18 protein-coding genes and 3 rRNA genes are annotated in these 26,323 nt (G+C 49.2%); all 21 read right to left on the bottom strand.

Features of this window, described 5'->3' with window-relative positions; genetic code table 11:
• Positions 1-16: 16 nt before the first annotated feature.
• On the bottom strand, positions 17-1,210 hold the full coding sequence (steA, locus tag CIP100161_RS05755) for a putative cytokinetic ring protein SteA (RefSeq protein WP_166443189.1): 1,194 nt from the start codon (positions 1,208-1,210) through the stop codon (positions 17-19).
• Positions 1,211-1,314: 104 nt separating this feature from the next.
• Positions 1,315-3,060 (bottom strand): DNA repair protein RecN, encoded by a 1,746-nt coding sequence (gene recN, locus CIP100161_RS05750; protein ID WP_155872678.1) that lies wholly within the window; start codon positions 3,058-3,060, stop codon positions 1,315-1,317.
• Positions 3,061-3,183: 123 nt separating this feature from the next.
• On the bottom strand, positions 3,184-4,122 hold the full coding sequence (locus CIP100161_RS05745; protein WP_155872676.1) for an NAD kinase: 939 nt from the start codon (positions 4,120-4,122) through the stop codon (positions 3,184-3,186).
• Entirely contained in the window at positions 4,122-4,943 is an 822-nt protein-coding gene (locus CIP100161_RS05740) for a TlyA family RNA methyltransferase (protein WP_155872674.1), read from the bottom strand. Before CIP100161_RS05740 ends, CIP100161_RS05745 begins: the two co-directional genes overlap by 1 nt.
• 42 nt (positions 4,944-4,985) lie before the next feature.
• Positions 4,986-5,147, bottom strand: a complete 162-nt coding sequence (locus tag CIP100161_RS05735) for a hypothetical protein (protein WP_166443147.1) — start codon at positions 5,145-5,147, stop codon at positions 4,986-4,988.
• Positions 5,148-5,164: 17 nt separating this feature from the next.
• Positions 5,165-6,160, bottom strand: a complete 996-nt coding sequence (locus tag CIP100161_RS05730; protein ID WP_155872672.1) for an HAD-IIA family hydrolase — start codon at positions 6,158-6,160, stop codon at positions 5,165-5,167.
• A gap of 37 nt (positions 6,161-6,197) precedes the next feature.
• Complete coding sequence (locus CIP100161_RS05725) at positions 6,198-7,319, bottom strand: hypothetical protein (RefSeq protein WP_155872670.1); 1,122 nt, start codon at positions 7,317-7,319, stop codon at positions 6,198-6,200.
• A 98-nt stretch (positions 7,320-7,417) separates the two neighbouring features.
• Positions 7,418-7,534: ribosomal RNA gene (rrf, locus tag CIP100161_RS05720) — 5S ribosomal RNA — on the bottom strand.
• Positions 7,535-7,673: 139 nt separating this feature from the next.
• Positions 7,674-10,758, bottom strand: a 23S ribosomal RNA gene (locus CIP100161_RS05715).
• A gap of 355 nt (positions 10,759-11,113) precedes the next feature.
• Positions 11,114-12,635, bottom strand: a 16S ribosomal RNA gene (locus CIP100161_RS05710).
• The 16S, 23S and 5S rRNA genes sit together here, the layout of an rRNA operon.
• A 623-nt stretch (positions 12,636-13,258) precedes the next feature.
• A complete protein-coding gene (gene tyrS, locus CIP100161_RS05705; RefSeq protein WP_155872668.1) occupies positions 13,259-14,521 on the bottom strand; it encodes a tyrosine--tRNA ligase in 1,263 nt (420 codons plus the stop codon).
• A 13-nt stretch (positions 14,522-14,534) separates the two neighbouring features.
• Complete coding sequence (locus tag CIP100161_RS05700) at positions 14,535-14,726, bottom strand: Trm112 family protein (RefSeq protein ID WP_162495022.1); 192 nt, start codon at positions 14,724-14,726, stop codon at positions 14,535-14,537.
• An 84-nt stretch (positions 14,727-14,810) separates the two neighbouring features.
• Positions 14,811-16,244, bottom strand: coding sequence for an argininosuccinate lyase (argH, locus tag CIP100161_RS05695; RefSeq protein ID WP_155872666.1), 1,434 nt, complete (start codon positions 16,242-16,244; stop codon positions 14,811-14,813).
• On the bottom strand, positions 16,244-17,443 hold the full coding sequence (locus CIP100161_RS05690; RefSeq protein ID WP_155872664.1) for an argininosuccinate synthase: 1,200 nt from the start codon (positions 17,441-17,443) through the stop codon (positions 16,244-16,246). Before CIP100161_RS05690 ends, argH begins: the two co-directional genes overlap by 1 nt.
• A gap of 157 nt (positions 17,444-17,600) precedes the next feature.
• Positions 17,601-18,092, bottom strand: a complete 492-nt coding sequence (locus tag CIP100161_RS05685; protein ID WP_155872662.1) for an arginine repressor — start codon at positions 18,090-18,092, stop codon at positions 17,601-17,603.
• A gap of 105 nt (positions 18,093-18,197) precedes the next feature.
• Positions 18,198-19,157, bottom strand: coding sequence for an ornithine carbamoyltransferase (gene argF, locus CIP100161_RS05680; protein ID WP_155872660.1), 960 nt, complete (start codon positions 19,155-19,157; stop codon positions 18,198-18,200).
• Between the two features lie 28 nt (positions 19,158-19,185).
• On the bottom strand, positions 19,186-20,427 hold the full coding sequence (locus CIP100161_RS05675) for an acetylornithine transaminase (protein ID WP_155872658.1): 1,242 nt from the start codon (positions 20,425-20,427) through the stop codon (positions 19,186-19,188).
• Positions 20,420-21,352, bottom strand: coding sequence for an acetylglutamate kinase (gene argB / locus CIP100161_RS05670; protein WP_155872656.1), 933 nt, complete (start codon positions 21,350-21,352; stop codon positions 20,420-20,422). Before argB ends, CIP100161_RS05675 begins: the two co-directional genes overlap by 8 nt.
• A 36-nt stretch (positions 21,353-21,388) precedes the next feature.
• Positions 21,389-22,549, bottom strand: coding sequence for a bifunctional glutamate N-acetyltransferase/amino-acid acetyltransferase ArgJ (gene argJ / locus CIP100161_RS05665; protein ID WP_155872654.1), 1,161 nt, complete (start codon positions 22,547-22,549; stop codon positions 21,389-21,391).
• Positions 22,550-22,625: 76 nt separating this feature from the next.
• Entirely contained in the window at positions 22,626-23,669 is a 1,044-nt protein-coding gene (gene argC, locus CIP100161_RS05660) for an N-acetyl-gamma-glutamyl-phosphate reductase (protein ID WP_166443146.1), read from the bottom strand.
• A 125-nt stretch (positions 23,670-23,794) separates the two neighbouring features.
• A complete protein-coding gene (pheT, locus tag CIP100161_RS05655; protein WP_155872650.1) occupies positions 23,795-26,305 on the bottom strand; it encodes a phenylalanine--tRNA ligase subunit beta in 2,511 nt (836 codons plus the stop codon).
• Positions 26,306-26,323 lie beyond the last annotated feature (18 nt).

Raw genomic sequence — 26,323 nt, 5'->3', positions numbered from 1 at the left:
TCTTCCTTCGAGGGTCTTACTTAAACCAACTTTGCACTGTCAAAGCAAAGTTATTCCATGTGTCAATTAGATTCTGACTAAATGAACCATCGCCTGATGTACCCGCAATAGCGATAATGACCGCAGCTGCCACCAAAATTCCTAAAATTGCCCATAACCAAGCAAGACCAGTTGAAGAACGAACTGTATAGAGATCTGTGATAGCTGTAGCGTCTACTAATCGTGACCCCAGTTTGGAACGTGTCAACAACGTAGCAGGTGATGCGGTCTCTGAATCAGCGAAAATCAAATCCAAGTCGAATGGAGAACCAGCGTTAACCACTAGCTCTGCGCCATGATAATCAGCTAGCAAAAGAGCTAAGTTGGTCGATGAATCAACAGAGGACGGAAAAGTTACTGCACCAACACCTAGGTCTTGGATTCGTTCCAATCCCAAGGCATGACCATCTGGATCCGCGGGAAGAACTACTTGGGCACCACTACGTAATGCATCGGATCCAATCATTGAAGGATCACCAACGATAAAATCGGGTTTGTACCCCAACTCCACTATTGTATCAGCTGCTGCATCGACACCAATCAAAACTGGCTCGTACTCTCGAATAAAATTACGAAGACCTTTTAATTGTGTACGGTGTCCTGAACCTGGGCTGACCACCAATACTTTGCGCCCGCGGAGTATCCCACCGCGATCAGGTACGCCAAGTCCATCGATGAGCAATGGAGCCTCAGCATGAATAAACTGGATGGTATTACCAAAATAGGCTTCCATTCGGTCAATTAAGGACCCTTGAGCCTCTACGAATATAACTTCAGCATGTTCTGCAGTGATTACTGTTCCAGAAGCGACGAGTTTTTCGCCATAGAAAATCTGACCGTCTTCCGTTACACGGGCTTTCTTTCCATCTTTAAGACTCGTCCACACATCCTGCCCAACTGAATCAATCAGCATGATGCCCGCATCGAGTAGCATTTGTGGACCGAAATTAGGAATCGCCCCTGTGGAGAATTGCCCACTATTGACTACTGCAAGAGGCTTGGCATCGATCAACTGCTGTGCAATGGATCGAGTTATGTCGGGTGCGTCAACGACTGCGATCTCTCCGCTTTTCAGCCTTTTAAGACCTCGATTAAGCGATGAACAATCGCGCGTCACTGCATGAATACCGGGAAGATCCGCAGAACGGTTGAACAGACTCATGGTGAGCATTGTGCCTTCCATCAATGAATTGTGTACAGAGGCGCGCGGAAGGGAAAGCCTTATTTCGCATAAAAATTCGGCATCAACGGTATTTGTACAATGCTTATCACTGTCTACCGTTGAACGCGAAGCGCACGATTTTCCTCTTGAGCTTTGTCAAAAAGCTCCCTGGCGTGCGCCCGACCGGTATCAGTATCCTCAAGACCCGCGAGCATACGGGCAAGTTCTTCAACTCGGCGTTGTTCCGATAAATTTTCTACGCCTGAAGACACAGTTGAGTCACCAACGTCTTTTGCTACATGCAGATGGGTATCTGCATAAGCCGCCACTTGCGGCAAATGCGTGACAACGATGACTTGATTATTCTGGGCAAGACGGGCTAATCGACGCCCTATTTCTACTGCAGCACGCCCGCCAACTCCTGCATCCACCTCATCGAATACAAGTGTATTCCCGTGTTGTCCGGCCGAGAGAATAACTTCCAAAGCAAGCATGACACGAGACAGCTCGCCTCCTGATGCAGACGAAGCCAATGGCCGAGGATCAGTAGTTTTATTTGGCGCTAAGCAAAACTCAACTTCATCGAATCCAGAAGGTTGTGGTTCCGTTGGATTCACAACAACGGAAAACATGGCCTTAGGCATAGCCAATCCCCGCAGCTCTTTCGTAACTGCATTACTAAGTTCCGCCGCAGCTTCGATACGAGCTGCACGCAAAGCCATACCGGCATCATTCATTTTTCGCTCTGCGAGAGCTGTTTCTTTTTTGAGCTGATCAAGAGCTTCAGGTGAAACATCAATCGACTCCAGTTTTTGCTCAGCTTTAAGCTTCCATTTTATAACTCCATCGATATCGGAAGCATACTTACGCGTTAGCTGTTTAAGTGCCTGCTGCCGTTGAAGCAATTCATCTAACATTTGAGGGTCCGCTGGTAAATCATCCAGGAATCCACCTAATTGCGCGGAAACTTCCATCAAAATTGATGTAACGGCTTCTAGCTGTTGCGAAACACCTTGTAGTGTTGGATCACTACTTACTCTGACACTTGATAGTGCTTGACCAATAAGATCAGAAGCCGCATTATCCTCACCAGAGTTACACGTAGCATATCCTTCAACCCCTGCAGCACCATCAATTACAGAAAGCGCCCCTACAGCCTGCGCTCGAAGATCATCTACATCCTGTAGTCGTGTGATTTGAACAAGAAGATTTTCTTCTTCACCTGGTTGCGGATCGACCTCACTAATCTCTCGAATAGCAAACTCTAGGCGATCAACTTCTTGTGCAAGTTCTCGTTTCGATTCTTGACGTTCTCGGAGGTTCTTCGAGAGATTTTTCCACGCCCTATACGCTTCGGAATAAACTGCCATCAAAGCACTAATCTTTGAGGAAAAACGATCCAGAGCATCTCGCTGGCGATCCCCATTAAGCAGCCGAAGCTGGTCATTTTGACCATGAATTGTGAGAACTTCTTTCGAAAACTCCACTAGATTCGCTGCAGGAACGGATCGACCTCCAAGGTGAGCCCGAGAGCGGCCTTGCGCACTCACCGTGCGGGAAACTATAACCTCACCATTTTCATCCAGAGCGCCTCCTGCCGCGGATACCACCGCGCGTGCCATTTCGGCTGAACCGGGGGCAATAGAATCCAGCAAAAAACGCCCTTCTACAACAGCTTGGCTGCTACCACTTCGAACACGTTGAGCATCGGCACGGCCACCTGCCAACAGTCGCAATCCTGTAACAACCATCGTTTTACCGGCACCTGTCTCACCGGTCAAAACGGTAAGCCCCTCACTCAGCTCAAGTGACGCACTCGGAATAACCCCAAGGTCGTGAATGGTGATATCTGAAAGCATAGAGTCATGGTACATCAAAACCATTCAATTAAGGAACAGATGTTCTATTATGTTCGAATATTAAAAATTCTTCCCCGGTATTTTCGCTATGTTCCAACTAAATCTAAACAGCTTTAGTGGAGATTAACCTGTGGAATCATGCTTCTTCGGTCCCCTCCACCCTTCTACAGGCAGTCGCAATTTTGTAACAAGTCTGTCTGTAAACGGGATATCATCCAACCGCACCCACTTAATCGATTGAGCACCGCGTCTGACTTCTACTCGTGCGCCTGGCGGGACAGAAATCGAACGAAATCCATCCATGACGGCAGTTGCAGGAAATGCACTAGGATGCGATTCCACGGCCACCGATGACCGAGGACTTACTACTAGAGGCTTGGTGAATAGTGCATGTGCGTTGTTTGGAACGACCAAAATTGCGTCTAGCTCAGGCCACAATACGGGACCACCTGCGGAAAAAGCATAAGCGGTCGAGCCTGTAGGTGTTGAAACAATGACGCCATCACACCCAAATGAGCTTACAGGCCGACTATCAATTTCTAATGTTGCATCCAAAACACCACTTCGATTGCTATTTTCGATACTAACTTCATTCAAAGCCCACCCTCGACCAATAGCAGCACCATCTGAATCGTAAACGCTGACATCGAGAGTCATGCGCTCTTCAATTCTGAAACTTCCTTTTGTAACTCTACGGACAGCTTCGTCTAAAGAATCTTTCTCCCATTCGGCCAAAAAACCAACATGGCCTAGGTTAATACCTAACACTGGTAGATCAGCACCATGGGCGAGATCAGCTGCACGCAGAAATGTACCGTCACCGCCTAATACCAGTACTAGATCAATACTTCGAGTCGCTTCCGGAGAATGAGAAACTCGCTCAAATTGTCCCAAAACTGGATGTGTTGCAACCGTCGTGTCTTCGGCCGGAACGAGTACACGAACTCCCACACCTGAATCGTCGAGAAGCTCAGCAGCCAATGCAGCTGAAGCAACATTTTGTGGTCTTCCGGTATGGGGAACTAGTAAAACTCTGCGATCTTCAAGGGAATCAATAGTCATTACTGCGGACCTTTCTGCACTGCTTCCACGACTTTTTCATGAATCTCTTGTAAGCTTCTAGCAGACCTGCCTGCATCCTTTTTCAACCAAAGGAAATACTCAACATTTCCTGATGGGCCAGGTAACGGTGACGCAACTGCGTCGATAAAGCTAAGACCTAGTTGCTGAGCAAATAATGCGATATCTTCGGTAACTTCTGCCCGAAGCTTTGGGTCACGGACGACCCCGCCGTGACCCAGTCGTTCTTTACCTACCTCGAACTGAGGTTTAACCATAGGTAAAAGGTCCGCACCATCACTCATGCAAGTTGCGATAGCTGGCAACGTGAGCTTGAGGGAAATAAATGAGAGATCCCCCACCATTAAATCGCAGGGGCCTTCTGTGATTTCCAAGGTCAGATTTCGAATATTGGTACGGTCCAAAACCTTAACGCGATCATCATTTTGTAGCCGCCAAATTAGCTGACCATACCCAACATCGACTGCTACGACCTCAGAAGCAGACTCCCGTAATAAAACATCTGTGAAACCGCCAGTTGAAGCACCTGCATCAAGCGCACGACGTCCAGAAACATTCAAGCCTTTAGATTTAAACTCTTCGAGCGCACCCAATAATTTATGAGCCCCACGAGATGCCCAATCATCCAAACCGGCGTCCTCGACACGAATCGACGCCTCTGGGGTCACTTGAGTAGCTGGCTTTTGGGCAATGAAACCCTGTACGTAGACTCGGCCATCTTTAATCATCTCTACTGCTTGCTCGCGAGAGCGTGCGATTTTACGACGAACAAGCTCGGCATCGAGGCGCCTTTTAGGTTGCATCTGTTGTAGCTCTTTCCGATAACGATGTGTGCCATCCCCATTTTAGGAAAGCGCATCATGTAATAGTGAATGAGCCCGCATTAATAGCTGGGCTTCATCGTGGAGACTATTGGGATTTTGTGCCAATACTTCACTTATTTTTGCCGCAATTTGAGATGGGTTAATAGAAACACTTTGAGGATCATGAGGCTTAGGAATTTCCATTGGACACGATCCACTCATTAACGCCAGTCAGACATACACCGAACAGCATGCTCACTGATTGGTTTGACGGTGCCTCCAAAGCCAGCATTTTGCCAAGCAACAGACAACACTGATCTCAATGCTTCCATCGAAGTCGAAACCATCGAACCACCATCAAGAAGAATGTCACATCCTTGGAGATAAGCGTTAAAACCTCCCTGCATATGAGGCATTAACGACCTTCTATCAGAACTAAGAGAACGTAAATCCTCTGCTATAAGAGTTGGGCGTTCCGATTCAATAGCATTAATGAGCGCCCAATGCTGGGATACGCCTGTAAGAAGATGCAGGGTATCAAAACCCGCAGCCACGCCGCCAGCAATATCGGTATTTAAACGATCGCCGATAGCTAACGGACGCGCTGAAGCCAGTTTTTCAGCGGCAACATAAAACATAGCGGCGCCCGGTTTGCCCGCCGCAACGGGTTGAACACCAGTTGCGCTCACAACAGCCGCCACCATAGAACCATTGCCGATACAAAGCCCTCGTTCACTCGGAAGAGTTGTATCTAAATTTGAAGCGTAATATTTCGCGCCACTTCTAATTGCCAGAGCGGCCTCGCTCAACTCAGTCCAACCGGTGGCTGGGTTATGACCATGGAAGACAGCAACTGGCTTCATCTCTGCAGAAGCCACAACCGTATATCCAGCGTCAGCAGCCAGCGATTTAAACGAATCAGTGCCTAACACCAAGACGTTGCTACCTACAGGTACCTCTTTACGTGCTAGATCAATGGCCGCCTGAGCTGAGGTAAGAACCTGTTCAGGTTGAGTAAAAATACCCATATCCGACAACAGAGAAGCGACTGCTTCTGGACCACGCGAAGCATTATTGGTCACATACATAAGCGGAAGATTTGCTTGATTAATTGAATCAACGGCAAAGGGTAACGCCCTACCGCCTTCCCAGACAGTACCGTCTAAGTCAAACAACAGGGCATCATACTCATCCAAAACAGTCATGCGTATCAGCATAGTGGACGAAAGAGATCAGAGTTCAATCAAGCACAAATTAATGGCTGAGGGACTCCAAGCGATCAACTACATCGGTAGTCTCATCAATATCTTGTTCTTTGCAAATTGTGAACCAACGACGAGCATCTTCTTTTCTTCCAGCTTGCAGCAATGCATCAGCATAGGCATAAGACAGCCGAGCTGCTTCGAGTCCAGAAGCACTTTCTTTTGGATTCATGCTCTCTAAAATTGCTACTGCAGACTCAGATTGGCCCAAATCAAGACGTGCGCCAGCAACCACGATTGCAAGCTCGATACGAGTATCGTGATCCAGATGCTTAGTGTCTTCATCACGAGCTAGTTCAATAGCCTTTTCTGGACGTCCTAAACCACGTTCACAGTCAGCCATGACTGCGATAAGCCCTGGGCCGCCACTCATTCGACGCGCAGCACGAAGCTCAGACAAGGCTTCTTTCCATTCACCTGCATGGTAAGCAGCAATACCGCAGGTCTCACGAGCGATTGCAACTCTTCCAGCGCGGTCTTTGGCAGCACGTGCGTGCTTCAAAGCTAATTCTGGATCTTCAGCCATCCAAACGGCAGCCATAATCATATGCTTTGCAACTGCGTCGGCGTTATCCTTAGCTAATACCTTTAGATCTTGAAGCACCATAGGGTCAAGATCTCGCACGTCGATATCCGCGGGCAATGCTGGCTCATTTAGGCGCTTGGTAATACGTTCTTCTCGATATCCAGAACGCATAGGCCCATTGAAATGCTTATCACGATCAGAACCGCCACGCTGGCTATGCTGGCGCTTTAGGCCCTTTGACTCGAAGCGATTTCCGCGATCACCACGATAATCATCTCGACGTTCACCGCGGTTGCCAGGACGATCTGAACGATAGCCCTTACGGTCACCACGTTTCCGTTCGCCACCGTCGCGGTCATTTCGCCGTTGCGAATTCTCAGAATCTCCTCTATAGCTACGACGGTCGCCGTCCTGTTTTTCCCATCGCTTACCGTGGCCTTGACCACCACGTGACTCAGAGTTTTGGTTACCAGAGCGCCGAGGTTTTCCACCTTCTGAACGCTTTTTACCGTAGCTACCTCCACGTGGTCGCCCTTCGTTGGAACGGCAAGGTCCGTCGTGTGAGCTACGTGATGAGGAATCAGCCATAGAGAAAGTCCTTTGAAATTACGTAATATGCGATAAAGCGTGCACAGAAAAGAATATTCTCTTCTGCACACGCCTTACCATATCATTTTTAAGTTTTAGGTTGGCGGCGACCTACTCTCCCACACCCTCCCAGGTGCAGTACCATCAGCGCAATCGGGCTTAGCTTCCGGGTTCGGAAAGGGACCGGGCGTACCCCCGACACAATAACCACCAACACACACAACCAACCACCCACACGAAGAAGGCGTGTCATGCCAGACACTGCACAGCAGACGCGAGAAACACTTTCATACCTTCACTATCACCCAACAGGTGACACGCTCAATAATGCTATATATTTTTGCTCGTTACACACAATGTTATTACTCGGTCATATTAGTACCAGTCACCTTAACGCATTACTACGCTTCCAGATCTGGCCTATCAACCCCCTAGTCTAGAGGGAACCTCAAAAGAAACCTCATCTCAAAACAGGCTTCCCGCTTAGATGCTTTCAGCGGTTATCCCTCCCGTACGTAGCCAACCAGCCCTGCCACTGGCGTGACAACTGGCACACTAGAGGTACGTCCGTCCCGGTCCTCTCGTACTAGGGACAGCCTTCTTCAAGTTTCAACGCGCGCGGCGGATAGAGACCGAACTGTCTCACGACGTTCTAAACCCAGCTCGCGTGCCGCTTTAATGGGCGAACAGCCCAACCCTTGGGACCTACTCCAGCCCCAGGATGCGACGAGCCGACATCGAGGTGCCAAACCATCCCGTCGATATGGACTCTTGGGGAAGATCAGCCTGTTATCCCCGGGGTACCTTTTATCCGTTGAGCGACACCACTTCCACAAGTAGGTGCCGGATCACTAGTCCCGACTTTCGTCCCTGCTCGACCTGTCAGTCTCACAGTCAAGCTCCCTTGTGCACTTACACTCACCACCTGATTGCCAACCAGGCTGAGGGAACCTTTGGGCGCCTCCGTTACACTTTAGGAGGCAACCGCCCCAGTTAAACTACCCACCAGGCACTGTCCCCAACCCAGATCATGGGCCAAGGTTAAGGTATCCAATCCGATCAGAGTGGTATTTCAACTTTCGACTCCACAACCACTAGCGTGACCACTTCACAGTCTCCCACCTATCCTACACAAACCGAACCAAACACCAATACCAAGCTATAGTGAAGGTCCCGGGGTCTTTTCGTCCTGCCGCGCGTAACGAGCATCTTTACTCGTACTGCAATTTCACCGGGCCTGTGGTTGAGACAGCAGGGAAGTCGTTACGCCATTCGTGCAGGTCGGAACTTACCCGACAAGGAATTTCGCTACCTTAGGATGGTTATAGTTACCACCGCCGTTTACTGGGGCTTAAATTCTCCGCTTCGAACCACAAAAAGTCCTAACAGGTCCTCTTAACCTTCCAGCACCGGGCAGGCGTCAGTCCGTATACATCAACTTCCACGTTTTCGCACGGACCTGTGTTTTTAATAAACAGTCGCTTCCCTCTATTCTCTGCGACCACCACCAGCTCAACCACGTCGGTCACCAGCAATGGTCCCCCTTCTCCCGAAGTTACGGGGGCAATTTGCCGAGTTCCTTAACCACAGTTCACCCGATCGCCTTAGTATTCTCTACCTGACCACCTGTGTCGGTTATGGGTACGGGCCATATATGCACTCGCTAGAGGCTTTTCTCGACAGTACAGGATCACCAACATCAACCAAACGGTCTACGCATCACGCCTCACCCACAATGCGACACGGATTTACCTATGCCACGGGCCACACGCTTACACCACAATCCACTAAGTGGCTCAGCTACCTCACTGCGTCACCCCATCACTTGGCTACTACCAACGAAGATCCCACGCACATCACCACCAACCACACAAAAAGCATGACCAGAAGATCAGCGGATGGTTAGTACCATTGATTCACCACTGGGCGCACATACACGGGTACCAGAATATCAACTGGTTATCCATCGACTACGCCTGTCGGCCTCGCCTTAGGTCCCGACTCACCCTGGGAAGATTAGCTTAACCCAGGAACCCTTAGTCATCCGGCGGAAAAGTTTTCCACTTTTCATTCGTTACTCATGCCTGCATTCTCACTCGCACACACTCCACACCATCAAGTCACCCAGGTGCTTCACAGCAGTGCACGACGCTCCCCTACCCAACCAACAAAAAATGCTGACTGCCGCGGCTTCGGCGGTGTACTTGAGCCCCACTACATTGTCGGCGCAGAACCACTCGACCAGTGAGCTATTACGCACTCTTTCAAGGATGGCTGCTTCTAAGCCAACCTCCTGGCTGTCTTCGCGATCCCACATCCTTTTCCACTTAGTACACCCTTAGGGGCCTTAACCGGCGATCTGGGCTGTTTCCCTCTCGACCAACGGAGCTTATCCCCCGCAGTCTCACTGCCATGCTTAACATTACCGGCATTCGGAGTTTGGCTGACATTGCTAAGATTGTAGTCCCGCTCAACCAACCAGTAGCTCTACCTCCAGCAAGAAACACACAACGCTGCACCTAAATGCATTTCGGGGAGAACCAGCTATCACGGAGTTTGATTGGCCTTTCACCCCTACCCACAGCTCATCCCCTCAGTTTTCAACCTAAGTGGGTTCGCGCCTCCACAACCTCTTACAGCTGCTTCACACTGGCCATGGGTAGATCACCCCGCTTCGGGTCCAGGACATGCCACTAACAACACCCTCATTAGGATTCGCTTTCGCTACGACTACCCCACACGGGTTAACCTCGCGACATGCCGCTGACTCGCAGGCTCATTCTTCAAAAGGCACGCCATCACCCCACAAAAAGGCTCTGACGGATTGTAAGCACACGGTTTCAGGTACTATTTCACTCCCCTCCCGGGGTACTTTTCACCATTCCCTCACGGTACTAATCCGCTATCGGTCATCACAAGTATTTAGGCTTACCGGGTGGTCCCGGCAGATTCACAGCAGATTCCACGAGCCCGCTGCTACTCGGGAACATCATCCACTCGCATGCATGCACTTTCACGTACGGGACTCTCACCCACTACGGCAGGCCATTCCAAACCACTTCCGCTAACACACACATATCACAAGCGAGGAGCCGGCAGCCTCCTCCAACAACGCCCCACAACACCACACACGCAACCCCTGCCAGGTATCACACGCATACGGTTTAGCCTCATCCACGTTCGTTCGCCACTACTAGCAGAATCATTAATTATTTTCTTCTCCTACGGGTACTGAGATGTTTCACTTCCCCGCGTCACCCCCACACCAGCTATGAATTCACTGATGGGTAACCACACATAACCATGGCCAGGTTTCCCCATTCGGACACCCTCGGATCAACGCTCTATTGGCAACTCCCCGAGGCCTATCGCGGCCTTACACGTCCTTCATCGGCTCATAATGCCAAGGCATCCACCGTGTGCCCTTAACAAACAACACGAATATAACAAACAAAACACCAAGAACAATTAAAGAATAAAGATTACTCGCGTCCACTATACAGTTCTCACACAACACACCAACCACAAGACCCCATGACAGCACAACCAGCACACAACCAGCCACACCACACGAAACCACGTGAGTGATCAACCAGAACAACCACGTTGTCCCAGACACCCAACAGCGCACCAACACACAAACCTTAAGAAAAACACACAACAACACAACACACACAACAACCATGACACCCCACACCACACAGTGCAGAAAAACCATCACAGGTCACACGCATCCACCCGGATAAAAAACAAAAACAGGTAACAACTGTCACCCAACAATAAAAACTCCTTAGAAAGGAGGTGATCCAGCCGCACCTTCCGGTACGGCTACCTTGTTACGACTTCGTCCCAATCGCCGATCCCACCTTCGACAGCTCCTCCCACAAAGGTTAGGCCACTGGCTTCGGGTGTTACCAACTTTCATGACGTGACGGGCGGTGTGTACAAGGCCCGGGAACGTATTCACCGCAGCGTTGCTGATCTGCGATTACTAGCGACTCCGACTTCATGGGGTCGAGTTGCAGACCCCAATCCGAACTGAGGCCGGCTTTCAGCGATTCGCTCACCCTCACAGGCTCGCAGCGCGTTGTACCGACCATTGTAGCATGTGTGAAGCCCTGGACATAAGGGGCATGATGATTTGACGTCATCCCCACCTTCCTCCGAGTTAACCCCGGCAGTCTCTCATGAGTCCCCACCATCACGTGCTGGCAACATAAGACAAGGGTTGCGCTCGTTGCGGGACTTAACCCAACATCTCACGACACGAGCTGACGACAACCATGCACCACCTGTATACAGACCACAAGGGAAAACGTATCTCTACGCCGATCCTGCATATGTCAAGCCCAGGTAAGGTTCTTCGCGTTGCATCGAATTAATCCACATGCTCCGCCGCTTGTGCGGGCCCCCGTCAATTCCTTTGAGTTTTAGCCTTGCGGCCGTACTCCCCAGGCGGGGCGCTTAATGCGTTAGCTACGGCACAGAAGTCGTGGAAGACCCCTACACCTAGCGCCCACCGTTTACGGCATGGACTACCAGGGTATCTAATCCTGTTCGCTCCCCATGCTTTCGCTCCTCAGCGTCAGTTACTGCCCAGAGACCTGCCTTCGCCATCGGTGTTCCTCCTGATATCTGCGCATTCCACCGCTACACCAGGAATTCCAGTCTCCCCTACAGCACTCAAGTTATGCCCGTATCGCCTGCACGCCCGAAGTTAAGCCCCGGAATTTCACAGACGACGCGACAAACCACCTACGAGCTCTTTACGCCCAGTAATTCCGGACAACGCTCGCACCCTACGTATTACCGCGGCTGCTGGCACGTAGTTAGCCGGTGCTTCTTATCTAGGTACCGTCACAAAAAGCTTCGTCCCTAGCGAAAGAGGTTTACAACCCGAAGGCCGTCATCCCCCACGCGGCGTCGCTGCATCAGGCTTGCGCCCATTGTGCAATATTCCCCACTGCTGCCTCCCGTAGGAGTCTGGGCCGTATCTCAGTCCCAATGTGGCCGTCCACCCTCTCAGGCCGGCTACCCGTCGACGCCTTGGTAGGCCATTACCCCACCAACAAGCTGATAGGCCGCGGGCTCATCTCGTACCGAAAAAACTTTCCACCACACACACTAAAGCATGGTCCTATCCAGTATTAGACCCAGTTTCCCAGGCTTATCCCGAAGTACGAGGCAGATCACCCACGTGTTACTCACCCGTTCGCCACTCGAGTACCCCAGCAAGCTGAGGCCTTTCCGTTCGACTTGCATGTGTTAAGCACGCCGCCAGCGTTCGTCCTGAGCCAGGATCAAACTCTCCATAAAAAAAATCAGTCAAAAGACCAACCTTCAAGCTGGAACAAGCCCAACCAACTGGCTAAAAACCACCACAAACAACAATTGTTTGCAACTGGCAAAATAAAAAAATAATGATTTGCTCTATCAAACATGGTCACCATCCCTTGACGGGGAAAAAATAACAATGACCACCAATACAACAATTCACAACAACCACAAATGTTATTTACAAGCCATGGCACACTTGCCGGCCGTATGACACATCATGCCTGTTATCATTGCATGTATCTTTTTCTTAGAATCCAACCCCCACCCAAGATCAATCAAGGATGGGAATCAAAAGTACATTGGCACACTATTGAGTTCTCAAACAACACGCACACACAACACCAACCACCATCACAATGACGATCAGAACTTTGCGGTGAATGAAACGTTAAACCCTGATGAACATAAAGTCAAACAGAATCAACACTATTTCTAAAAATTTTGTCTTATCCGAACAACCTCTCAGCGTCGGCGACTCGCTATAAGTTACACACGTTCACACAAACACACAAACCCGCAGGTAGAACGGTTTTGAAGATATTAAAATGACTTAAGGTCCAATCTCACGAGAAAACGTGAGATTGGACCTTAAATATCGATCTTTATGCGGAGTACTTCACACCTGCAAAGTTTTTCTTGCCTTTGCGAAGCACCAACCATGTTCCATGTAGCAAAACCTCATCAGTTGGTTGCCAATCTTCTGATTCAATTCGCTCATTATTGACGTATGCACCGCCTTCTTTAATTGTTCTACGGGCTGCACCCTTCGAATCAACAAGACCTACACCAATTAGAAGATCGACAATCGTGGGCGATTCGCCTTCAGCTACTTCAAAAATGACGGTTTCAGACAATGCGCCTTCCAACGTAGCTTCATCTAAATCTCCTAACGAAGCTCGGCCGAAAAGTGCCTGAGCGGCCAGCTCTACCGAAACAGTTGCAGCGTGCCCATGAACTAAATCGGTCATCTCTTGAGCAAGTCGGCGTTGTGCTGCTCTTTGGTGAGGACGCTCTTGCACTTCAGTTTCTAATTCGGCGATTTCTTCTTGAGTTAAGAAAGTAAACCATCGAAGGTAATCAATGACTACAGAATCTCCCGCATTGAGGAAATATTGATACCACGAATATGCAGAGGTTTTCTCGGGATCAAGCCAAAGCTTTCCGCCGCCCGTTGACTTACCAAATTTCTGCCCCTGGGCATCAGTTACAAGAGGAACGGTCAGTGCATGAGTTTTTGTTCCGGATATTCGACGATTGAGATCGACACCCGAAACAATGTTGCCCCACTGATCTCCACCACCGATCTGCAATACACAGTCGTATTCACGATTCAGCTGAACAAAATCATTAGCCTGGAGCAGCATGTAGGAAAACTCTGTGTAGGAAATTCCGTCCGTTTCCAAGCGTCGCTTAACAGTTTCACGATCAAGCATCGTATTTAGTGAAAAGTTTTTTCCGACATCACGCAAAAAATCCACAACAGACATCGACATAGTCCAGTCCGCATTGTTTACCATGATGGCTGGATTATCACCGTCAAAGCGGACAAATGACCGAAGTTGTTTTTTAATCGACTCAAGATTGTGCTCGATAGTATCTTGGGACAGCATAGAGCGCTCCCCCACATCGCGTGGATCCCCAATAAAACCTGTTGCACCCCCAGCAAGAGTAATCGGTCGGTGACCAGCTTCTTGGAAACGTCGGAGCATAATCATCGGTACCAAGTGACCTGCGTGTAGAGAGTCACCAGTTGGATCAAATCCGCAGTATAGTGTGATCGGTTTTTCGCATGCTTCTCGCAACGCGTCGATGTTGGTGGACTGATTAATCAGGCCACGCCATTGGAGTTCGTCGATAATGTTCATAAAAGATCCCTAATTATTTTTCTGCTGGTGGCCACGCGATTGATTCGTCGACAAGCATTACTGGAATGCCGTCATCAATTCGATAGGCAATCCCGAGGCGTTCATTAACGAGGACTTGTTCCGCCTCGAGATATTTTAGTGGGCCTTTATCCTGAGGGCAGGCCAGCACTTCAAGCAGCTTAGGGTCAATACTCATGATTGGCATTGTACCTATCCCAACAGGCAATACTCATATCGCTACCCCAAATAAGAAAAATGCCAGTGCATCTCTTCACTGGCATTTTCTATGTCACTTACGAATAGGAGTAAGCGCCCATTCCTTGAAGGATTGAGAAGCCGCTTCTACTCGAGCACGTTGTTCCTCAACTCTTACACCTGCTGTCCCGCCGCGTGTGGCTCGCGATGCAACCGCGCCTTCTACAGTAAGCACGGTACGTACTTCTGGCGTCAAGCGTATATCCACGGAAGCAAGTTCATCATCAGTAAGCCCGTCTAGGCCGACACCACGAGATTCTGCAATCCTGACGCATGCTCCGGAAGCTTCGTGAGCTTCGCGGAATGGAACACCTTGACGTACCATCCACTCTGCCAAGTCAGTAGCAAGGGTAAAACCTGCTGGAGCTAATGAGAGGAGTCGGTCTTCGTGGAAGGTAAGCGTAGAAACGAGGCCTGTCATAGCTGGAACCAGCAAATTCAGCTGAGCAAACGAGTCAACAATAGGCTCTTTATCTTCCTGAAGATCTCTGTTGTAGGCAAGCGGCTGTGCTTTAAGAGTTGCCAAAAGCCCCGAAAGATTTCCGATCAAGCGTCCAGTCTTGCCACGAGTTAGTTCAGCGACATCAGGGTTCTTCTTTTGTGGCATGATTGATGAGCCAGTTGACCACGCATCAGAAAGAGTTACGTAGCCGTACTCTGGCGTACACCAATAAATAATTTCTTCTGCCAAACGCGACATGTCAATGGCAATTTGCGCTAAAACATATGCAGTTTCCGCTGCAAAGTCACGCGAAGACGTACCATCAATCGAGTTATCACACGCTGAGTCGAATCCTAACTCCTGGGCAATCGCCTCAGGATCCAAGTGTAAAGATGAACCAGCTAATGCACCTGAACCATACGGAGAAATAGCAAGGCGTTTATCTAGATCTTGAATACGATCGATGTCACGAAGCAACGGCTGCGCATGAGCAAGCAACTGATGCGCTAGCAAAACAGGCTGAGCTGCTTGAGAATGCGTCTTTCCAGGCATAATCGCACGGGGATGCTGAGTCGCTTGATACACCAAGGCATCAACAAGCTCGGTAACCTGCAAGGCTACTGAACGCACGGCATCGCGAACCCACATCCTAAACAAGGTAGCAACCTGATCGTTGCGGGAACGACCAGCACGCAGACGTCCGCCTACTTCAGGCCCCACGATGTCGATAAGTCCGCGCTCCATGGCGCCATGAACGTCCTCATCGGTCGGCAACGGTTTAAAGTCGCCTGAAGCTACGGCCTCGCCCAACTTGTCGAGTCCGCGAAGCATCGTCTCTAAATCGGAGTCAGAAAGTAGTTTCGCCTTATTTAAAACACGAGCATGGGCTTTTGAGGCTAGAACATCGTACGGAGCTAAAACCCAGTCAAAGTGCGTAGATACAGATAACGCGAACATCGCCTCTGAAGGGCCGCCAGAGAAGCGGCCGCCCCAAAGCGCGCCTTCATTAGTACCGTGTTTTTGCACTATTGTGCCTCACGGTCACGCTTGTTCGAGATCTTGGACGACAAACCGTGAAGTTCTACGAAGCCCTTAGCCAAAGTCTGGTCGAAGGTATCACCGGTGTCATAAGTAGCCAAGTCGAAGTCGTAAAGCGAATGCTCAGAACGACGTCCATTTACGGTGCACTTACCAGCATGCATGACCATGCGAATGTCACCTGTTACGTGCTCTTGAGTATTTTCAATGAACGCATCCAAAGAACGCTTGAGCGGCGCGTACCACAATCCGTCGTACACCTCTTCAGACCAACGAGCGTCGATTCCACGCTTGTAACGTGCAAGCTCACGCTCAATGGTCACATCTTCCATAGCTTGGTGCGCTGTAATCAGAGCAATTGCGCCTGGCGCCTCGTAGATCTCGCGAGATTTAATACCAACGAGACGATCTTCCACCATGTCCAGACGGCCAATGCCTTGTGCACCTGCACGACGGTTCATTTCTTCAATTGCTTCAAGTACGGTGACTGGACGTCCATCGATTGCTACCGGAACACCAGCTTTGAAGCTAATAATGATCTCATCAGGAGCATTTCCGAGAGCTGGATCTTCAGTGTAGGAGTAAAGATCTTTTGTTGGTGGGTTCCAGAGATCCTCGAGGAAACCGGTCTCTACGGCGCGTCCCCAAACATTTTGATCGATGGAGAATGGCGACTTCTTGGATTGCTCGATAGGTAGATTAATCTCTTCAGCAAAAGCAATCGCCTTATCGCGAGTCCATGCGTAATCACGGGCTGGTGCGATGATCTGCAGTTCTGGGGCAAGGTTGCGGAAACCTACCTCAAATCGAACCTGATCGTTTCCTTTACCAGTACAACCATGGGAAACATGGGTACCACCATGTTCTTTAGCGGCTTCTACCAAGTGCTTCACGATGAGCGGACGAGAGATTGCAGATACCAAAGGGTACTGCTTCATGTACATGCCGTTTGCTTTGATAGTAGGCAGGCAGTAATCATTGGCAAACTCATCTTTAGCGTCAATGACGATAGATTCAACCGCGCCACAATCGAGCGCACGCTGACGAACGGACTCCATGTCCTCTCCGCCTTGGCCAAGATCCAAAGATACTGCGACAACTTCGCCGCCAGTCATCTTAGCCAGGTATGGGATTGCAACGGAGGTATCGAGTCCACCTGAATAGGCGAGGACGACACGATTGGTCATGGTTTTCTCCTTCGAATAAAGCTTTTGCAATACAGAAAGTTCAAAGTATCTACAGCACCAAGAAATTCTGCATATATTAAGTCAAACGGATAGTTTACGCCTTTTATAGAAAAGACAACACACTGGCATGGAGTTTAGTGAAACTGATAACTCATTTTTAGAGTGAGGTTCGTCGTTGGCTTAGAAATTCTCCCAATTCTTTGCCTGTCATAGGGTCACGCGCCAGCACAAACACGGTGTCGTCGCCCGCAATGGTCCCTACAACCTCGTCCATTCCAACACGATCAATAAAGGAGGCTAAAAAGGGGGCCCCCGCCGGAGGTGTACGCAACACTGCAATGTTTCCAGAGTGGTCTACTGACACCAAAAGATCGTCTAACATTTTTCGTAATTTTTCACGAGTTCCCGCCGTCGTAGAGGACGTAGCATCCTCAGAAGTCCCTACGGCATAAAATGCACGCCCACCATTAGGGCGGATTTTTTTAGCTCCGAGCTCATCTAAATCGCGCGACAAAGTACCTTGAGTGATGTCGACGCCGCGTTGTTTTAATAATTCCGACAACTGCATCTGACTCGACACTTGGTTTTGCTCGAGCAAATCCAAAATAAGTGCTTGACGAACCGTCCTAGTAATCGGGGCAATGCTCATAGATTCATCCTTAAAGAACTTAAAACGCGGGGAAAAGTCTGACTTCACGCCTGATACTAAATAGTACAAAGTCAGACTAAAACAAATGAAATGCCAGTCGATAAATTATCGCGGTTGGTTTTCCATAAGCCAGACAAGCAGGGCTTTTTGCGCATGAAGTCGATTCTCTGCCTCATCAAAGACCACTGATTGAGGTCCGTCAATAACCGATGCTGCAACCTCACTACCCCTATAGGCCGGCAAACAATGCAAGAAAATTGCCGACTTTTTTGCCAAAGCCATCACCTCATCATTAACCTGATAAGGCAAAAATGGAGTGCGGCGGTCGATACCGTCATTTTCCATTCCCATAGATACCCATGTGTCTGCAATTACTACATCTGCACCAGATACTGCGGAAATATCAGCTGTGACCGAAACAGTTGCTCCAGTTTCACTGGCGCGCTTTTCCGCCCTATCGACGAATTCTTGCTTGGGTTGGAATTTTTCAGGCGCAATAATAGTGATATCAAGACCAGCGGTAGCGAAACCAATCATATAAGAGTTAGCCATGTTGTTATCACCATCGCCCAAATAAACAGCTTTCAGCCCTTTCAAGCCAGGTACACCTTCTTGCGGGCATAAATGCTCGATACAAGTTTGCAAATCAGCCAATATTTGGCAGGGATGCAAGTCATCTGACAATGCATTGACAATAGGAACAGTTGCGGTTTCTGCCATGTCCAAAAGATTTTGATGAGAACTCGTTCGCCACACAATAGTGGAGACAAAACGAGAAAGAACAGCACCAGTATCTTGGAATGTCTCCCCCTTACCCATTTGCGATTTGCCGGAGTCGACTACGATCGCATGTCCACCCAGTTGTGAAATACCAGCATCGAAGGAAAAACGCGTGCGTGTCGACGTTTTATCGAATAGGACTGCTACTGATTGCGGACCGTCGTATGTCTTTCGTGAATATGGATGTTGCTTCAATTCCGAGGCGAGTTCCAGAACCTCACGTTGCTGCGCAGGAGTAAGGTCATCGTCCGCTAAAAAGTGGCGTACACGCGTTTGAGTACTCATATCTATTCTTTCTTCCGAAGACAACACCCTAATGGCATTCTTTCTTCTTTATCTTAGTCAGCACTATTGAAAGGCGTTCAATTGATTCATAGATTTCTGCGTCACTGATAACTAACGGCGGAGTAAGACGCAGTACAGATGCAGAAGGCGCATTCAAGATGAGCCCATGTTCCAGAGCAAGTTTTACGCAGTCCTTAGCAACCGGTTCGGACAACACCACACCAAGCATCAGACCACGTCCGCGGATCGACTCGACTAAAGGCAGTCGGCTCATTCCTTCGACTAACTTGTAACTCTTACGCTTGACGTTCTCGAGGAAATCGTCGTCAATTGTGCGCAGAACTGCCCCTGCTGCGGCACAAGACACCGGATTTCCACCAAAAGTCGTGCCATGTTTGCCAGGACCTAACAAATCTTTCGCTTTTCCCGTTGCAAGGCATGCACCAATCGGTAACCCCCCTCCCAAACCTTTCGCCATAGTTACGACGTCGGGAATGACACCAGTTTCATGCTGAAATGCGAAAAAATCCCCCGTTCGTCCGATTCCGGTTTGGACTTCATCAACGATCATCAGAATGTCAAATTCATCGCATAATCCCCTAACCGCTGACAAAAATCCAACTGGTGCAGGAATAACACCAGTTTCACCTTGAATTGGCTCTAAAACTATGGCTGAGACATCTGTCGAGTTGATTTGGACAAGCTTACGCAAATAGTCAATGTCACCATAGGGATAAAATTCAACGCCTGCGGGCAGCGGATAAAACGGCATTTGTTTGTCAGGTTGGCCCGTCATAGCAAGTGCGCCCATCGTACGACCGTGAAAACCATGCTGCGCTGCTAATATTCGGTTCTTTCCAGTCATACGAGCCAACTTGAAAGCCGCCTCATTAGCTTCAGTACCTGAGTTACAGAAAAATACTCGGGTATCGTGAGCAATTTGAGTTGAGTCTGTGGTTCCTTCAGCAAAGCGTTGGATTAACCGAGCTGCGACATCGATAGCTGGCTGCGATCCGAAGAGATTTGAAACATGAGCAAAATTTGAAATCTGTTCTGTTACGGCCTCAACAATGGCCGAATGCGCATGCCCCAAAGAGTTTACGGCAATTCCTGCCAGTAAATCGATGTAGATTTTACCTGTAGAATCCGTAACGGTGGCGCCTTTCCCTCCTGTGATCGTCACGGGGGGCGTGCCATAAGTATTCATAATGACATCGGCCCATTGAATCTCTAACAATTGCGAATCTGCGTCCGCCTCATTCTTAGACATGATTATCCTTTCGATACACTGTTCCATTTGTCATTTCTGTATCGGGAACCACCATGGTCCCAACGCCGCCCGAAGTCAGTAATTCCAGAAGCACTGAATGTGCGACTCGCCCATCAATTACGTGAGCTGCTGAAACACCATGAGTGACCGCGTCTGCACAGCTTTCCATTTTAGGAATCATTCCCGAATCCAACGATGAAAGCTTTTCACGCAACTTCTCAGCACCAATCACTGATACCAACGACTCTTTATTCGGCCAGTCGGTATAGAGACCTTCAACATTAGTAAGGATAAGTAGGCGTTCGGCGGACAGCGCAGCAGCCAACGCTCCTGCAGCTGTATCAGCGTTGATGTTGTACACCGACCCATCATCACCTGGAGCAATGGTCGAAACTACCGGAATTCGACCAGCATCAATGATATCCATCAAGCTTGAAGCGTTGACTGCTGTAATATTGCCAACTTGGCCAATATCGGTTAGCTCCCCATCGATTTCTACAAGTCGCTTCTCGGCTCTGAAAAGACCAGCATCCTCGCCAGAGGTACCCACCGCATAAGGACCGTGTGAGTTAATCAGTCCAACTAGGTCACGACCTACTTGACCAAAGAGGACCATCCTAACGATTTCAAGGACTTCCGGCGATGTAACGCGAAATCCTCCCTTAAATTCACCTTCGATGCCAAGGCGCTGCAGCATTTGTGAAATTTGAGGGCCGCCACCATGCACAACAACCGGACGAACGCCTACAGTGCGAAGAAAGACCATATCTGCCGCAAAAGCGGCTTTGAGCTCTTCGTCTACCATGGCGTTGCCACCGTATTTAACTACGACGATTTTGTCGCGATAACGCTGCAACCATGGCAGCGCATCGGCCAGTACGGTTGCACGCTCTCGTGAGGTCAAGTTATCGATAGTGGCTGTCATAGCCCCACACCGGCTTTCTTGTCTGAAATGTTTGAGTTATGAGGAATACGCTGAGTTAATTTCAACGTATTGATGTGATAGATCGGTCGTTCGAACAAAAGCCTTTCCAGGTCCCCCTGTTCCAAGATCAACTCGAACATCGATATCAATTCCAGAGAGGTCCACCTGACGGGCTTCTGGAGTACCTCCAGATTGCAGGCATACTGCTTGATCATTGAAATATACCGATATGTTATCTGGATCCATGTCAACATCAGCCATTCCAACTGCAGCTAGAACTCGCCCCCAGTTCGGATCAGAACCAAACATCGCACACTTGAACAGGTTGTCTCGCCCCAAAGTTCTAGCCGCATTCAGCGCTTGGGAATCCGTAGTTGTTCCGGTCACAGTAATACGCACACGTTTTGTCACGCCTTCAGCATCAGCTTGCAGCTGATCGGCAAGATCAGCACAAGCCTGAAGGACAGCGTCGTTAAATTCTGATTCAGGGGGCGCGATTCCCGATGCCCCATTTGCCAACAAAATTACGGTGTCATTGGTAGAGGTTGAACCATCAATATCGAGAGTATTAAAAGTCACGTCGCATGCCTTGGACAAAGCAGCGTGAGCTTGTTCTTGGGTCACACAAGCATCAGTAGTAAGACATACCAACATCGTGGCGAGGGAAGGCGCCATCATGCCAACACCTTTACCCATACCCCCTAATGTCCAGCCATTACACTTGACAATAGTTTCTTTGGCGACCGTATCGGTCGTCATGATCGACTCTGCCGCTTCCCTGCCGTTATCCCCCAATGCAGGAATTAGCTTATCGACGCCTGCTTTTATCTTGATCACTGGAAGCGGCTCTCCAATGAGACCAGTGGAGCATGCCGCTATGTCTAGTGGATCTATCTTCAAATTTGAGGCAAGATAGTCCACGATTTCGTGCACGTCCTTGTCCCCTTGCACACCATTACAAGCGTTCGCATTGCCAGAATTGTAAAGAACTGCACGCAAAGTACCGTTTGCAACCGCTTTCTTTGTGTACTTGACTGGCGATGCCACCACCCGATTCCGAGTAAATACCGCTGCACCAACAAATTCCGGCCCTTGGTTTACAACCAACGCCATATCTTTGTTTCCGGATGGCTTAATTCCTGCAGTCGCACCTGCCGCAACAAACCCCAGTGGAGCAGTTACTCCTTGTGAACTCATTTTCATTCCCTTCGCATTGCCAGTTGTGTTGTACGCTACCCTGTTTAATCTCATGGTGAGAGGATTTTTCAATTCCCTATGGCGCAACTCCACCACAAGGTAGACCTGAAGTTTCGGAAACCTCGAGGGATAAATTCATACATTGAACCGCAGCCCCAGCCGTACCCTTTGTTAGATTGTCGATAGCAGAGGTAACGACTAGTTTTCCCGAATGATCGTCAACATCGACTTGAATGTGACACATATTGGAACCTACGACTGCCTGAGTTTGAGGCTGCTGCCCCGAAGGCAATATATGAACAAACGGCTCATTCTCATACGCGTTGAGATAAACCTCCCGAATTTCATCAGACGTTATCCCACTCGCTAACTTTGCAGTCGCGGTAGTGAGAATTCCGCGAGGAAGCGGAGCCAAAACGGGGGTAAAGCTAACGACGACTTTTTGGTCTGCATATTCGCTAAGATTTTGAGATATTTCAGGCGTGTGACGATGCTTTCCAGCCACGTTATAAGCTTTCAAAGATCCCATCGTCTCCGCGCCTAGCATGGCAACTGATGCTTTTTTCCCAGCTCCAGATACTCCCGTAATTGAGACCACAGAGACGTCAGGTTCAATAATATGTGCGGCAATTGCCGGCAATAGTGCAAGCGTTGCACCTGTCGGAAAACATCCCGGCACTGCAATACGCTTTGATGATGCAATCAAATCCCTATGCCCTGGCATTTCTGGGATGCCATATGGCCATGAACCTGCATGTTTTCCCCCGTAGTATGCATCCCAGTCTTTTTGATCCCTAAGCCGAAAATCTGCAGCACAGTCAATCACCGTAATTTCGGGAGGAAGCTGCTGAGCAATTTCCGCAGAAAACCCATGAGGCAACGCTAAAAATACGACATCATGACTTTTGAGTATTGCAATATCGGTTGGTTCGACTATGCGATCAGCCAGTTCGGGCAGGTGTGGCATGAGTTCGCCAACTGTCTGGCCAACAGTTGAAGAGCCCATCAGCGCTCCAATGCTCAGCTGACCTGATAAATACAACGGATGTTGCAGTAAAAGCCGAAGGATTTCTCCTCCGGCATATCCACTCGCGCCGACGATAGCTACCTTGATATTCATAGCAGCTATCATACACATACTATGCATTCAAATGTAAAGTATTCGCTATTAATATAGCGAATCCCCATGTCAATAGAAAATTATTTCATTGACATGGGGATTTTCACTGAAGAGTCGTCGCTATTTTATGCGCGCATCGTCGCACCGAATAGCTCAGCAGCCCGACCCGCAGCTGCAAGCCTACCTTCAGAACATTCATCGTCTGTCAGCGTGCGATCCTGAGCACGGAATTCAAGAGAAAAAGCGAGAGATTTTTTCTCTGCACCTAGCGCCTCAGAACGGTAAACGTCGAAAAGCTCAACTTTTTCCAGTAACTCTCCTGCTGCCTCCTCGATCACTTTACGTACGGATTCTGCCGGTACTGACTCGTCTACGACAAGTGCTAGATCTTGATGTAATGCAGGAAACGCTGATAGAACCGGCGCTGGAAATGATTCCTTCAATGGCAGCGCAGATACATCGAGTTCCATGGCGCACGTACGTGCTGGCAGATTCAATGCTTCAACGATCTGAGGATGCAATTCGCCAGCATATCCGACAATGTGGTCACCAGCTTTTAATGCAGCACAGCGCCCAGGATGCCAAGGTAGCATCTCTACATTTTCGACGTTAAGTTCAACGCCTGCTGCACGAGCGACAACTCGAGCCGACTCGATAGCATCAGCAAACGAATACGTTCGGCCATGACCCCATGGGCCTTCCAGCTCCACAAAACCAACGCCAACTGTTGCCACATGTAGTGGTTGTACTGGCAGGGAATTCAGTAGCTCAGCGACTTCTTTATCGCTAGGACGCTGACGGACGTCGAGCATTGGCGAGATACCTGAGCCGCGTTTAAAAGAAACCTGCTGAAGACCGAAAAGATTGACAGAAGTTTGTCCTCGGGAAACATTGCGGTTAACAGCCTCGAGCATAGAAGGCAACAATGTAGTCGCAAGAACTCCATACTCAGCATCGAGTGGATTTTGTACCGTGACGACGCTTCGACGCTCATCGTCTGCTGCAAGACCCCACACATCAAACGTATCGTTTCGAATGAAAGGCGTAGGTAGGATCTCCGCATAACCACTGTAAGCTAGCGCATGCCCGATCGCACGACGACGCAATTGCGCAGGCGAGAGACCAGATCCCACAGGCGCAAGTGGAACGATTGTTGGAATGTCTTCCAGTCCTTCTAGACGAAGCACCTCTTCAACCAAATCAGCAGACATAGTCATGTCTGGACGCCACGTAGGAGGCGTGACAAGAAGATCATTACCATCGACTTCGACGGCACATCCGACTTCTTCCAACCTCGCAATCACAGTAGCGTCCGAGTAAGCTACTCCAGCCAACTCGGCTGGGCGAGACGTCTTCATACGGATTTGAGGCATGCTTGGCGCAGATCCAATCAAAGTACGGGTGGATTCCACAGAACCACCAGCAATACTGACGAGTAAGGCACAGGCAACGTCTAGAGCTACCTCAATAATTTCTGGATCAACGCCACGCTCGAAGCGTCGTGACGCTTCGGTGCTGAGCTTATGGCGACGCGACGTACGTGCTGTAGTAATTGGATGCCAATTGGCAGCCTCAAAAAATACATCAGTTGTTTCGTCTGAAATTTCTGAAGTAGTTCCACCCATAACGCCGGCCAAGGATTGAATACCAGCATCATCGGAGATAACGACGTCTTCTGCAGACAAAGTACGCTTTACATGATCAAGAGTCTCAAAAGACTCCCCTTCTAGGGCATTACGTACAACTAATCCGCCCTTAATTAAGTTGGCATCAAAGGCATGCATAGGCTGCCCCAAAAGTAACATGACGAAATTGGTCACATCAGTTGCGGCATTCACGCAACGCTGGCCTGACAACATGAGCTCACGCTGCATCCAAAATGGTGTGGGAGCCTTTGGATCGATTCCAGAAACTTTACGAACTCCGAAACGACGTGCCTGCGTTTCTGGTCGCAGATCAACCTTAATTAACTCACCTGAGGCTTCTGGAACATCCGAAATATCGACGCCAGTCACGCTAAGATCTACTGCAGGATCAGTGAACTTTAGGTCAAAAGCAGAAGCCAGTTCTCGAGTCAATCCACGTGCAGACAATGCATATCCACGATCTGGCGTGATATTGACGTCAAAAACGGTATCGTCCAGACCAAGAATGCTTCGTGCATCAGTTCCTGGTTCAGCAATTGCATCCGGAAGCGTTATAATTCCAGAATTTTGCTTGTCAGATAGCCCCAATTCCGCTGCCGAGCAAATCATGCCAGCTGACATACGTCCATATGTCTCACGTGCCGAAATTGCGAAATTACCAGGCAAAACAGCACCTGGAAGTGAAACTACTACATAAGAACCTTCTTGGAAATTATGAGCCCCGCATACAATGGACTGAAGCTCTCCAGTGCCATTCGCATCTCCAACGTTGACGAAGCAGTGACGAATTGGCTTTTTAAAGCCCTCTAGCTCTTCAATTGTTTCAACTCGACCGATGACGAGTGGACCAGTCGTCTCAGGGATTGCGCTATAGCCCTCGGTTTCAAATCCGACTCGGACATATCCCGAATCCAGCTCAGCTGGGCTAACTTTCCAATCTGGGTTCGATCGACCTAACAATTCGGTGACCCAGTTTTGTGAAATGAGCATGAAATCTAACTCCTGTTT

The organism is Corynebacterium rouxii (genome assembly GCF_902702935.1).
GTDB classification, from domain to species: Bacteria; Actinomycetota; Actinomycetes; order Mycobacteriales; family Mycobacteriaceae; genus Corynebacterium; species Corynebacterium rouxii.
Note: the sequence above shows the minus strand (reverse complement) of the source record. Positions and strands in the feature narration are given on the sequence as shown.